This is a genomic window from Methylobacterium jeotgali, from assembly GCF_022179345.1.
In the GTDB taxonomy this organism is placed as follows: domain Bacteria; phylum Pseudomonadota; class Alphaproteobacteria; order Rhizobiales; family Beijerinckiaceae; genus Methylobacterium; species Methylobacterium jeotgali.
The window spans coordinates 32,068-45,535 of sequence record NZ_BPQR01000037.1 but is presented as its reverse complement, the minus strand read 5'-3'; the positions used below and the strand labels follow the sequence as shown (position 1 = coordinate 45,535).

The 13,468-nt window shown below is 70.0% G+C and carries 4 protein-coding genes and 1 pseudogene; 3 read left to right on the top strand and 2 right to left on the bottom strand.

What is annotated here, in order from left to right:
* The 3 genes and pseudogenes from MFF04_RS11260 to MFF04_RS11250 all read left to right on the top strand — a co-directional run.
* On the top strand, positions 1-1,282 hold a 1,282-nt coding region (locus MFF04_RS11260; protein WP_238275822.1), incomplete at its 5' end, for an ATP-binding protein.
* Positions 1,283-1,425: 143 nt separating this feature from the next.
* Positions 1,426-4,221: pseudogene (locus tag MFF04_RS11255) on the top strand (hybrid sensor histidine kinase/response regulator).
* Positions 4,222-4,423: 202 nt separating this feature from the next.
* The gene (locus MFF04_RS11250) at positions 4,424-7,735 is read left to right on the top strand and encodes an ATP-binding protein (protein ID WP_238275821.1); all 3,312 of its coding nucleotides are present in this window, start codon (positions 4,424-4,426) and stop codon (positions 7,733-7,735) included.
* A 53-nt stretch (positions 7,736-7,788) separates the two neighbouring features.
* Here MFF04_RS11250 and MFF04_RS11245 read toward each other — a convergent pair whose 3' ends face one another.
* Together MFF04_RS11245 and MFF04_RS11240 are read right to left on the bottom strand one after the other, a co-directional pair.
* On the bottom strand, positions 7,789-11,934 hold the full coding sequence (locus MFF04_RS11245; protein ID WP_238231369.1) for a PAS domain S-box protein: 4,146 nt from the start codon (positions 11,932-11,934) through the stop codon (positions 7,789-7,791).
* 67 nt (positions 11,935-12,001) lie between these two features.
* Positions 12,002-13,105 (bottom strand): YihY/virulence factor BrkB family protein, encoded by a 1,104-nt coding sequence (locus tag MFF04_RS11240; RefSeq protein ID WP_373320014.1) that lies wholly within the window; start codon positions 13,103-13,105, stop codon positions 12,002-12,004.
* Positions 13,106-13,468 lie beyond the last annotated feature (363 nt).

The window sequence follows — 13,468 nt, the reverse complement described above, 5'->3', positions numbered from 1 at the left end:
CGAGAACCGCTACCGGCACGAGGACGGGACGCCGCGCTGGATCTCGTGGCACACCGCCACCGAGGGCGACATCGTCTACGCCTACGGACGCGCTGTCACCGCCGAGAAGGAGCGCGCGGTCGCCCTGCACGAGGCGGAGGAGGCGCTGCGCCAGTCGCAGAAGCTGGAGGCCATCGGGCAATTGACCGGTGGCGTGGCGCACGACTTCAACAACCTGCTGACCATCATCCGCTCGTCGGTCGACTTCCTGCGCCGGCCCGACTTGGCCGAGGCCCGCAAGGCCCGCTACCTCGACGCGGTCTCGGACACCGTCGACCGGGCCGCCAAGCTGACCGGGCAGCTGCTCTCCTTCGCGCGACGGCAGGCGTTGAAGGCGGAGGCGTTCGACCTCGTTGCCGTTCTGCGCGGCGTGGCCGAGATGCTCGACACGGTCACGGGCGCGCGCATCCGGGTCGTCACCGAATTGCCGGATGCGCCCTGCTTCGTGCGCGCCGACCGCAGCCAGTTCGAGACCGCGCTGGTGAACATGTCCGTCAACGCCCGCGACGCGATGGACGGAGAGGGCACTTTGACGCTGCGCCTGGCCTGCGGGGTCGGCAAGCCCGCCATCCGCGGACATGCCCCAGCGCCCGAGCCCTTCGCCGCCGTGTCCATGACGGACACCGGCTCCGGCATCCCGGCCGACGTGGTCGGGCGCATCTTCGAGCCGTTCTTCACCACGAAGGAGGTCGGCAAGGGGACCGGGTTGGGCTTGAGCCAGGTGTTCGGCTTCGCCAAGCAGTCCGGCGGTGACGTCGACGTCGCGAGCGCACCCGGACGCGGCTCGACCTTTACCCTGTACCTGCCGCAGGTCGACGCCGCCCGGGGCGAGGAGCTGCGGACCGTGGAGCCCGACGCCGCGGACGGCGGCACGGGCCAGCGCGTGCTTGTCGTCGAGGACAACGTGGAGGTGGGGCGTTTCGCAACCCAGATCCTGGAGGACCTCGGCTACGAGACGACCTGGGCGGCGAACGCCGGAGAGGCCCTGGCGCATCTCGGCCCGGACGGCGCGGGGTTCGACGCGGTGTTCTCGGACGTGGTGATGCCGGGCATGAACGGGGTTGAGCTTGCGCGCGAGATCCGGCGCCGCTTCCCGAGCCTTCCGGTGGTCCTGGCGTCCGGCTACAGCCACGTGCTGGCGCAGGAGGGCGGCCACGGCTTCGAGCTCCTGCACAAGCCCTACTCGGCCAGGCAGCTCTCGCACATCCTGCAGCGCGTGACCGGGGGGCGCGGCGGCCCGTGACGGCAGGACCCGAGCTCAACGACCCTGCCACACGGAGCGCCGCAAACTCGCCACCACCACGTATCATGGCCCCCACCGAATCCTTGGCCGGGGGGAAGACAACCCTGCCCGCCGCTTTCCCGATCCAGGCCCCACCGCAGAGCATGTCCGAGACCTCCCCATCCACGACCGCCGCCTTTCTGTCGGGAGGCGGGCAGATGGGGGAGCGCATGCGGGCCAACGACTGGTCGTCCTCGCCGCTCGGTTGGCCGGAAACCTGGCCGCAGGCGCTGCGCTCGGTCGCGAGCCTGATGCTCGGCTCCAGGTTCCCGATGTTCGCCGCCTGGGGGCCGGACCTCGCCTTCGTCTACAACGACGCCTACGCGGAGATCCTGGGCGACAAGCACCCGGCTGCCCTCGGTCGCCGCTTCCGCGAGATCTGGCCCGAGATCTGGGAGGCCATCACGCCCTTCGTCGACAGCGCGATGGCCGGCGAGGCGACCTGGGCCGAGAACCTGCCGTTCACGATGAACCGCCACGGCTACGACGAGCAGACCACCTTCACCTTCTCCTATTCGCCGATCCGGAACGAGGACGGCACGGTGGGCGGCATGTTCTGCTCCTGCACCGAGACCACAGCCAGGGTCAGGGCCGAGGAGGCCCTGCGCGCCAGCGAGGCACGGGCCTCGGGCTTGCTGGAGGGCATGGGCGAGGGCTTCATGCTCCTCGACCAAGACTTCCGCATCCTCCAGATGAACGCCGAGGGCCTCCGGCTGGAGGAGAGGCCGCCGGATCAGGTCGTCGGCCGCTCGCACTGGGAGGTCTACCCGGGCTCCGAGGCCATGCCCATCGGGCAGATGTACCTGCGCGTGATGCGGGAGCGCGTCTCACGGACGCTGGAGCACCGCTATGTCTGGCCGGATGGGCACGCCGTCTGGCTGGAGGTGCGCGCCTACCCGCACCCGGAGGGGCTAGCGCTGTTCTACCGCGACGTGACCGAGCGCCGGGAGCGCGAGGACGCGCTGCGCGAGGCCGAGGCGCGGTTCCAGACCATCGCCAACTCCATCGACCAGATGGTTTGGTCGACGAGGGCGGACGGCTACCACGACTACTACAACCAGCGTTGGTACGACTTCACCGGCGTGCCGGCTGGCACCACGGACGGCGCGGCGTGGGAGGGCATCGTCCATCCCGACGACCGGGAACGGACCTGGGAGGTGTGGAGCGCGTCCCTCGCGAGCGGCGAGCCCTACCGGATCGAGTACCGCCTACGCCACCATACCGGGCAGCATCGATGGACGCTCGGCCGCGCCCTGCCGATGCGCGACGCCACAGGGCAGGTCACCCGCTGGTTCGGGACCTGCACCGACATCCAGGACATCGTCGAGGCGCGGGACGTGCTCGCACGCTCGCGTGAGGAGCTCGAAGGCCTCGTCACCGAGCGCACCGCCGACCGCGACCGCATGTGGCGGCTCTCCACCGACATCATGCTCGTCGCGCGCTACGACGCCACCATCGAGGCGGTGAATCCGGCCTGGACGACGCTGCTCGGCTGGGACGAGCGCGACCTCGTCGGCGGCGCGTTCATGGATCTCGTTCACCCGGACGACGTCGCGCCCACGCTAGCCGAGGTCGGCGAGTTGTCCGAGGGCCGGACCACCCTGCGCTTCGAGAACCGCTACCGGCACAAGGACGGCAGCTACCGCTGGCTCTCGTGGACAGCCGTACCAGCCGAGGACCGCATCCACGCGGTCGGGCGGGACGTCACGGCCGAGAAGGAGGCGGCGCAGGCGCTCGCCGAGACCGAGGAGGCGCTGCGGCAATCGCAGAAGATGGAGGCGGTGGGCCAGCTCACCGGCGGCATCGCCCACGACTTCAACAACCTGCTCACCGGCATATCCGGCAGCCTGGAACTGCTGCAGACGCGCATGAGCCAGGGCCGCCTGACCGAGATCGACCGGTACATGACGGCCGCGCAAGGGGCGGCCAAGCGGGCCGCCGCGCTGACGCATCGCCTGCTCGCCTTCTCGCGGCGGCAGACCCTCGAACCGAGACCGACCGACGTGAATGGCCTCATCCATGGCATGGAGGAACTCATCCGCCGGACCGTGGGCCCGGCCGTCCACATCGAGGTGGTCGGCGCAGGCGGCCTCTGGCCGGCGCTGGTGGACCCGGGCCAGCTTGAGAACGCGCTGCTGAACCTGTGCATCAACGCCCGCGATGCCATGCCCGAGGGCGGACGCATCACGGTCGAGACTGCAAACCGGTGGCTCGACCACCATGCCGCCCGCGAACGCGACCTGCCACCGTGACAATACCTATCGCTCTGCGTCACCGACACCGGCACGGGGATGAGCGCGGATGTGGTCGCCAAGGCGTTCGACCCGTTCTTCACCACCAAGCCCATCGGCCAGGGTACCGGACTTGGTCTCAGCATGATCTACGGCTTCGCCAAGCAGTCCGGCGGGCAGGTGCGCATCTACTCGGAAATCGGGCAGGGCACGACCGTGTGCCTGTACCTGCCGCGCCACCACGGCGACGTCTCCGCCGCCGGGGACCTTCCGGACCTCGCCGACGCGCCCAGGGCCGAGCCAGGGGAGACGGTGCTCGTCGTCGACGACGAGCCGTCCGTGCGCATGCTGGTGGCCGAGGTGCTGGAGGACCTGGGCTACGCGGCCATCGAGGCGGCGGGCGGCCCGTCCGGCTTGCGGGTGCTGCAGTCGGACGCGCGCGTCGACCTGCTGATCACCGACGTGGGCCTGCCCGGCGGCATGAACGGTCGGCAGGTGGCGGACGCGGCCCGGGTGACACGGCCCGGCCTGAAGGTGCTCTTCATCACCGGCTACGCCGAGAACGCGGCGGTGGGTAACGGCTACTTGGAGCCCGGCATGCAGGTGCTCACGAAGCCGTTCGTGATGGAGGCCTTGGCGTCGCGTATCCGGGACATGATCGAGGCGTGACCCATATCTGTCGGCTGCGACGAGGTTTGAGGGAGCGGGGACGCGTGGCGGCCATGGCCGAGGCATGGAGGGATAGGTGCGACGCGGAGAAGGGTAGCGGACAATGACCCTTGCTGAAGCCGCGGCCACGCTGTTCCGGGGTACTGGGGAGGTCCGGGCGCTCGCGCGCGGCCTCGACTGGTCGGCGACGCCTCTTGGTCCCGTGGCCGCCTGGCCGCAGAGCCTGCGCTCGACCGTTCGCACGCTCCTGTCCTCGCAGTACCCGATGATCCTGACGTGGGGCCCCGAGTTCACCCAGGTCTACAACGACGCCTACGCCAAGCTCATCGGCGCCGGGCACCCCAACGCGCTCGGCGGCGACATCCGTGTCACGCTGGCGGCGTCCTGGGACACGCTTGGCCCGATGATCGCCCGCGTGATGCAGACCGGCGAGGCCAACTGGACGGCGGCCCTGCCGCTCTTGATGGAGCGGGCCGGCTACCGGGAGGAAGCCTACTTCAGCGTCTCTCATGCGCCGGCCGAGGACGACGACGGCCGCATCGTCGGCATGCTGGCGGTGTGCAGCGAGGTCACCGCCCAGGTCGTGGGCGAGCGTCGGCTCGGCCTGCTGCGCGACCTGGCGGCCAACGCGGGCGAGACCCGTAACGTCGACGCGACCTGCGCGGACGTAGCCCGCGCGCTGTCCGGCGAGAGGCTCGACGTGCCCTTCGCGCTCGTCTTCCTGCGCGAGCCCGACGGCAGCCTGCGTCAGGGCGCGGCTGTCGGAATCGATGCCGCCCATCCCCTGGCCTCGGCGGAGGCAGGGGCGACCTGGCCCTTTGAGCGGGCGCTCGCGGGCGAGACCGTAGGGGTGGGCGGCCTCGGCACGACCCTCGGCATGGCGGGAGGGTTGTGGGGCGACCCCGTGGAGGACGCGCTGGTCGTGCCGCTCGCGGGCGAGGCCGGCTCGGAGCCGCTGGGCGTGCTGATCCTCGGCGTGAGCCCGAGCCGCGCGCTCGACGAAGGCTACAGGGGCTTCCTCGATCTCGTGGCGGGGCAGGTCTCGACGGCGCTCCGCAATGCGCGCGCCTACGAGGAGGAGCGGCGACGCGCCGAGGCCCTGGCCGAACTTGACCGCGCCAAGACGCGGTTCTTCTCCAACGTCAGCCACGAGTTCCGCACCCCGTTGACCTTGATGCTCGGCCCCCTTGAGGAGGCCTTGCGGGACCCCGGCATCGCGCCCGGGAGCCGCAAGGAGCTTGAGGTGGCCCACCGGAACGCCCTCCGGCTACTCAGGCTCGTCAACACCTTGCTCGACTTCTCGCGCGTCGAGGCCGGACGCGTCGAGGCGACCTTCGCGCCGGCCGACCTCGCGGCCCTGACGGCGGACTTGGCGAGCACCTTCCGCTCGGCGGTCGAACGGGGCGGCCTTGCCCTACGCGTCGACTGCCTTCCGCTTCCAGAGACCGTCTTCGTCGACCGGGACATGTGGGAGAAGGTCGTCCTCAACCTGTTGTCCAACGCCTTCAAATTCACCTTCCACGGCAGCATCGACGTCCGGCTCGGGCCGGGTCCGGCAGACGTATGCCTGACGGTGGCCGACACCGGTGTCGGAATTCCCGCCGAGGCGTTGCCGCACGTCTTTGACCGCTTCCACCGCATCGAGGGCACCCGCAGCCGCTCGCACAAGGGCTCGGGGATCGGCCTCGCGCTCGTGCGCGACCTCGTCTCCCTCCACGGCGGGGACGTCGAGGTTCGCAGCACGCTTGGTCAGGGCACGACCTTCACGGTGACCCTTCCCTTCGGGCGCTCCCACCTGCCCGCTGACAGGGTCGTCGAGGCAGGGGCGGCACCCGACGAAGGCCAGGCCCGCGGTTACGTCGAGGAAGCCTTGCGATGGCTGCCCCAAGTGCCGTCCAACGTCGTATCCCTTCGGGGCTCGCTCGAAGAGGCACCCTCCGGGGATGGTCGGCCCCGCATCGTCCTGGCCGATGACAACGCCGACATGCGTGCCTACGCCGAGCGCCTGCTCGGGCGGGACCACCAAGTGGTCGCGGTCGGTGACGGCGCCGCCGCCCTGGAAGCGTTGCGCAAGGCGCCGGCGGACCTGCTGCTCACCGATGTGATGATGCCGGTGCTCGACGGCATCGCGCTGACCCGGGCAGTCCGGGCCGATCCCGCCCTACGCACGGTGCCGGTGATCATGCTCTCCGCCCGCGCGGGCGCCGAGGCCGGCGTCGAGGGATTGGAGGCCGGCGCGGACGACTACCTCGTGAAGCCGTTCTCGGCGCGGGAGCTCCAGGCGCGCGTCCGGGCCAACCTGGAGCTGTCGCGCCTCCGTGCCGAGGCACAGGAACAGGCTGTGCAAACGCGCAAGATGGACGCCATCGAGCAACTGACGGGAGGCGTCGCGCACGACTTCAACAACCTGCTCGCCGCGGTGATGGGCTCCTTGGAGCTTGCCGAGCGCAAGGTCACGGACGAGCGCGCGTTGCGTCTCCTGCACAATGCCATGCAGGCCGCGCAGCGCGGTGCCAGGCTCACTGAGCAACTGCTCGCCTTCTCTCTCAAGCAGCGCCTGGAAGCACACCCCGTCGACCTCAACGGCGTGCTCTCCGCCATGGCCGAGCAGCTACACCGGACCTTAGGCGGCGGCACCGCCGTCGTGACGCGCCTGGCCGCGGACCTGTGGCCCGCGGTGGCCGACCCGCACCGGATCGAACTGGCTGTCCTCAACCTCGTGACGAACGCGCGCGACGCCCTGCAGGGTGCCGGGGAGATACGGATCGAGACCGAGAATCTGCCCGCCGGCGCGCCACGACCCGGGACCGTGCCGGCGGGGGATCTCGTAGTGCTCACGGTCGCCGATACGGGCGATGGCATGTCGCCGGATGTCCTCGCCCGCGCGTTCGAACCCTTCTTCACGACCAAGCCCCAGGGCAAGGGTACGGGTCTTGGGCTTGCGCAGGTCTACGGCACGGCGCGTCAGCTCGGCGGCGCCATTACGTTGCGCAGCCGACATGGTGAGGGCACCACGGCATCGATCTATCTCCTCCGGGGCGAGGTTGTCGCCGGCGCGGACGCCGACCGGACGCAAGGCCGTGGAGTTGCGACGGACGCGACGCGCATCCTCGTCGTCGATGACGATCCCCAGGTTCGTGCCGTCGCCGTCACCTTGCTGGAGGAACTCGGCTACGGGGTCGTCGAGGCAAGCGGCGGCGCGGAGGCCCTGCGGCTGCTGCACGGGGGAAACCGCATCGACCTGCTGCTGACCGACTACGCCATGCCCGGGATGACGGGAACCGAGCTTGCTGGGCGGGCGCTGGCGCTCGACCCCGCGCCTGGCGTGCTCATGATGACGGGCTACGCTGATGCGGCAGCGCTACCCTCGGAGGGCGTACCCGTGCTGCGCAAGCCCTTCGCGCTCGACGAACTCCGGGCAGCGGTCGAACGCCTTCTGTCCAAGCGGCCGGGCCGCGTTCTGCCTTTCCGCAGGGTGGCGGAGGCGGAGGACGGGGGCGGGCAGCTCGCCTGAACCGCCAGGCTTTGGTCAGACCGACCACACCGACCTCAACGCCATGGTCGATGTCACGGGTTGGAGATCAGGTCCTTGATGCGGCTGGCTAACGCCTCCATCACGAAGGGCTTGGTCAGCACTGCCATGCCGGGCTCCAGGTGGCCGTTGCCGACCGCAGCGTTCTCCGCGTAGCCGGTGATGAATAGCACCTTCAGATTCGGCCTGCTCACCCGCGCGGCGTCGGCCATCTGGCGGCCGTTCATGCCGCCGGGCAGCCCGACGTCGGTGACCAGCAGGTCGATGCGCACGTCCGACTGAAGCACCTTCAGGCCGGCGACAGCATCCGACGCCTCAATGGCGGTGTAGCCGAGGTCCTCCAGGACCTCGGTGACAAGCATGCGGATGCTCGGCTCGTCGTCGACGATGAGGACCGTCTCTCCCTGCTCGGCCCGGGGCGCGGTCGAGAGGTCGGGCATGCCGTCATCGCCCTCCGCCTCTCCGTAGTGCCGCGGCAGGTAGATGCACATCGTCGTGCCTTGGCCCACCTCCGAGTAGATGCGCACCTGCCCGCCCGACTGCCGGGCGAAGCCGTAGATCATGGAGAGGCCGAGCCCCGTGCCCTGACCCGTCGGCTTCGTCGTGAAGAAGGGGTCGAAGGCGCGGGCGATGACGTCGGGCGTCATGCCGGTGCCGGTGTCTGTGACGCAGAGCGACAGGTACTGCCCCGGCGGTAGTTCACGCTCCCTCGCCGTTCGGTCATCGAGCCACTTGTTGGCCGTCTCTATGGTGATCCGACCGCCTTCAGGCATCGCATCGCGGGCATTGATGCAGAGGTTGAGCAGCGCGTTCTCAAGTTGGGGCGGATCGACCAGCGCCGGCCAGAGCCCGGCCGCCCCGACCACCTCGATGTGGACCGCCGGGCCCACGGTCCGCCGGATCAGGTCCTCCATGCCGTGCACGAGGGCGTTCACGTCGGTGGGCTTGGGGTCGAGCGTCTGCCGGCGCGAGAAAGCGAGCAGGCGGTGGGTCAGGGCCGCCGCCCGCTTCGAGGCGCCCTGCGCGGCGTTGATGTAGCGGTCGAGGTCGGTCAGCCGGCCCTGGCTCATCCGGGTCTGCAGGAGTTCGAGCGAGCCCGAAATGCCGGTAAGTAGGTTGTTGAAGTCGTGGGCGAGGCCACCGGTGAGCTGCCCAACGGCCTCCATCTTCTGAGCTTGGCGCAGCGCCTCCTCGGTCAGGGCGAGCGCCGCGGCCGCTTCCCTCTCGGCCTGCACGTCGCGTCCGACCGCGTGGATGAAGCTCTCGTCCGGCACGGCGGTCCAGGACAGCCATCGGTAGCTGCCGTCCTTGTGGCGGTAGCGGTTCTCGAAGCGGGGGATGACCGAACCGTCCGAGAGGTCGCCGGCCGCCGCCGCTGTGGAGGCTGCGTCGTCCGGGTGGACAAGGTCCATGAAGGAGCGCCCGACCAAGTCGGCCTCGCTCCAGCCGAATAGCGTGGTCCAGGCCGGGTTCACCGCCACGATGGTCGCGTCGAAGCGTGCCACCAGCATGACGTCGGTTGAGAGCCGCCACATCCGGTCGCGGTCGCGGGTGCGCTCCTCGACCTGCTGCTCCAGGTTCTCGTTGAGGCGCTCCAACTGGGCTGCGGCCTGCTTGCGGTCCTCTATGTCGGTGTTCGTGCCGATCCAGCGGACGACCGCGCCGTTGGGACCGTGGATCGGCTCGGCCCGGACGAGGAACCAGCGGAAGGCCCCGTCCGCGCGCCGAATGCGGAACTCGGTCTCGTAATGCGTCCCGTCGGCCAGCGCGGCCCCCCAGGCGCGTCCCGCCGCCCCAACATCGTCCGGATGCACGATGGACGCCCAGGCCGTTCCGTCGAGTTCGCCCGCCGAGGTGCCGGCGTAGGCATGCACCTGCTCGTTGAACCAGTAGAGGGCGCCGTTCGCGTCCGCCGCCCAGACGTGGTTCGGCATGGCCTGGGCGAAGACCCGGAACTGCTCCTCGCTCTCGCGCCGGCTCGCCTCGGCGCGGAAGCGCTCGATGGCGGCCCGGGTACGCTCGGCGATGTCGCGGATGAAGGCGAGCTTGTCGGTGCGCCAGTCGCGCACCTGCCGGTCGTGCAAGAAGAACAGAGCCACGATCCGGCCCTGCTCCAACACCGGCACGTTGATCAAGGCGCGTACGCCGATGGCCAGGAGCGGGCCCGGGTTGCGCGCGGTCCGCGGGTCGGTCGTCACGTCGTGGATGACGACCTCGCGCCCTTGCGCCAGGCCCGCGCGGACCTCGCCGAACTCGTCGAAGCGGTGGCGGCCGGCGACGCTGGCCACCCCCGGCGCCGTCCAATCCCGCTCGATCTCGACATGCTCCATCGCCTCGTCGACGGTGCCGTACCCGGCCCGATCCAGGCCAAGCGTGCGAGCCATGATCTCAGCCCCGACCGCCGCCATCTCGGCGGTGTCGCGGCACGCCTGCAGCCTGTCGCCGAACGTGATCAGGGCATCCCGGAAGGATTCCTGCCTGCGGCGCTCCGTGAGGTCGCGGGTGACGGTGCCGTAGCCTGTGACGGAACCGTGCGCGTCGCGGACCGGGAAGATGGCGTAGTGAACCGGTACTGCGGCGCCGGTTGAGAAGTTGCGGAAGGCGAGGTCGCCCTCCCAGAAGCCGCTCTCGCGAACGGCCGGAAGGACCTTCCCCAGCACCGTCGGACGGTCCGCCGGCTCGAAATAGTCCATCAGGTTGTAACGGCGAGCTTCCTCCAGGCTCGCGAGCCCGACCAACTTGCGACCGCCCTCGTTGACGAACTCGGCGTTGCCTTCGAGGTCGGCGACCCCGATAAAGTCGCTCGACTGCTCGACGAGGGCCGCCAAGCGGCGCGCGGTCGCCTCTGCGGCACGTGCATCGGTGATGTCGCGAACCGTTCCGACGAAGCGGTCGGGCCGTCCGTCACGGAAGACCGTGTTACCGCGTGCCGCCAACAGGCGCTCCACGCCGTCGCGCCTGCCGATCACGCGGTATTCCAGCTCGAAGCCCTCGCGTGCGCCGATGGCCGCCTGGACGGCGCGGTCGGCCCGCTCCCGGTCGTCCGGGTGAACGCCCGGCAGGAAGGTGCCCTCGTAGGAGACCGGGTCGTCGGCCGACAGCCCGAACAGGGCGCGGGTACGCGCGTCCCAGGTGAGCGCGCCGGTGACGAGGTCGTAGTCGTAGATGCCGGTGCCGGCCCCCTCCAGGGCCAGCCTGAGCCGGTCCTCGGCCTCGCGTAGGTCGGCCTGGGCCGCCTGGCGCTCGGCGATGTCGGTCACCATGACGAAGATGCCGTCGACGACACCGCCCTCCGTCCGACGCGGGATGTAGCGGATCTCCGACTGGCGGGTCACGCCGCCACGGTACGGCATCAGCGCGTCGAAGGTGATATCCTCGCCGGCGAGCGCCCGTGCCATGAAGGGCAACCTGGCCTGGTAGACCTCCTCGCCGACGACCTCGCGCACCGGCCGGTTCAGGATTTCGCTCGCCGGACGGTCGAACCAGGCCTCGTAGTGCTTGTTCGCGAAGCGGTAGACGTGGTCGTGGTCGATGAAGCTGATGAGGACCGGCAGCGCGTCGGTGACGACCTGCAACTCGTCGCGGACGCGGCGGGTCTCACCCTCGCTCGCCGTGGCCGTCGTGCGGTCGCGCAGGATCTTGAGGAAGCCCAGGTCGGCGCCCTCGGGCGAGCGAAGGGGCATCATCTCCCCGCTGGCCCAGAAGCGTGTGCCGTCCTTGCGCAGGTGCCAGCGCTCGTCGGCTGCCCGCCCGGTCTCGGCAGTCTGGCGCACCTCCTCCGCGGGACGCCCGGCCGCGCGGTCCTCGGGCGTGAAGAAGGTCTCCGCCGAATGCCCGACCATCTCCTCGGCCGACCAGCCCAGGATGCGCTCCGCGCCCGGGTTCCAGGCAGTGACGCGTCCCTCGTGGTCGGTGGTGACGATGGCGAAGTCGACGGCGCTCTCAAAGATCGCCTGGTAGGACACCGGCTGCGATGGCGACGAGCGGTCTTGCGGGCACTCGCCCTCCGTGCCGCTCACCACGCCGCCCAGCCGTCGCGGTTCGACATCGGAGACACTCGCATACGGGAGGTTCGGGAGGCGGCCAATTGGATCATGGGCATTGGTCGATGGGGATGCTTCGGCGCGGGGGATGGGCGAATCGGGGCTCACAGGCGGACACGCGCGAGCATAGGTGCCCATGCCCGCTGAGGCAGGCCAGGCGTAGGCCGAGGCATGTGGCTACGCAATCGCCCGCGCGTGCCACCCGTCAGGCCGACGCCGCCACCGTATCCGCCATGCGCGCCTGGCGTGCGCCAAGCGGCTTGCCGTCCCCGACCGTCGTGTCGCGCGCGGTCTGGTGCTCCATCTCCGCGTTGAGCTCGGCCCCAAGCAGAACGACCGTCGTAGATATCCAGATCCAGGTCATGAAGCCGATGGCGGCCCCCAGGGAGCCGTAGGTCTCGTTGTAGCTGCCGAAGTTGGCCACGTACCAGGAGAACAGTCCCGACGCGACGAGCCACAGGGTGCCGGCCACCGCGCTGCCCCAGGTCACCCAGCGCCATTTCGGCTTCCGGCGGCTCGGACCGTACCGGTACAGCACCGCCAGGGTGCCGATGACAAGGGCGAGCAGGGCGGGGAAGCGCAGCAGGGCGATGTACCAGGCCTTCTGGTCCAGCCCGAGCACCTGGAGCGCGGCCGGCACCACCACGATGCCGGTCAGCGCCAGCACGACGAACAGCAGCGCGCCGGCCGTGAACGCGAGCGACTGCAGGTTCAGCATGAGGAACGAGCGCTTCTCCTCCTCCTCGTAGGCGATATTGAGCGCGTCGAAGATCGCCTTCATCCCCCCGTTGGCGCTCCAAAGCGAGAGCAGGATGCTGACGAGGGCGGTGAGCCCGAGCGCCGCGTCGCCTTTGTCGACCAGACGCTTCACCTGCCCGCCGACGATGTCGATGGCGCCGTCCGGCAGGATGCCGCGCAACTCATTCAGATGGGTGCTGATCGTACTCGGGTCCGCGACCGCGCCGTAGATGGAGACGAGCGCCGCGACGGCCGGGAACAGCGCCAGGATGGCGTAGAAGGTCACGCCGGCCGCGACCAGGAGTATGCGGTCGTTGCCGAACTCCTGGTAGAGGCGGAGCGCGATGTCCTTCCACCCCTTGGCCGGGATTTCGGAGGGTGTGTCCGCCTGCCGCCCGCGCCCCGGTTCGGCCTCCGCAACGCGCTCGGCCGCGGCGCCCTCGTGCGAGACGGGCCCGTCCTCGGTCCCGAGCTTTTGGCCGCTATCCTGAGTGCCTGTCGCAAGCGTCAGCGGTTCCGCCCGCCGCCTCGGCAGCGCCACCAAGCCGACAAGGGCAACGCCCAGGAACATGGTCCAGAGGATCGAGGAGGACTGCTCGGTCCGGGCGGAAGGAAGCGGAGGGGGAGTTTGTTCCGACATGGCTCACCGTGGCGCAGGGCTCACGGCCGGCCCTGAGGCATCGTCACAACGGCAACGGACACGCTTTGGTGCCCTGGAGGACGCCGCGTTTCGAGAGCCAAGGCGATGCAGCCTTGCGAGGGAGCGGTCGTTTGCCTGCGTCCGCACTATCTAGCGGGGCGGACCGAACAAGCGTGGCAGGCCAGGACGCCAGCCGGCGCCCGACCGAGAGGTAATGCCACCACGATGCCACGCTGGCTTCCCCGTTGCGCGATGCCCTCGGCCGCCCTGGTCCGTCCCAGTACCACGAGCGCC

What these genes read in the sequence shown, in the direction of transcription:
- MFF04_RS11245 (WP_238231369.1), bottom strand. Translation starts at nt 11,934, where the DNA reads ATGGGCACCTATGCTCGCGCGTGTCCGCCTGTGAGCCCCGATTCGCCC.
- MFF04_RS11240 (WP_373320014.1), bottom strand. Translation starts at nt 13,105, where the DNA reads ATGTTCCTGGGCGTTGCCCTTGTCGGCTTGGTGGCGCTGCCGAGGCGG.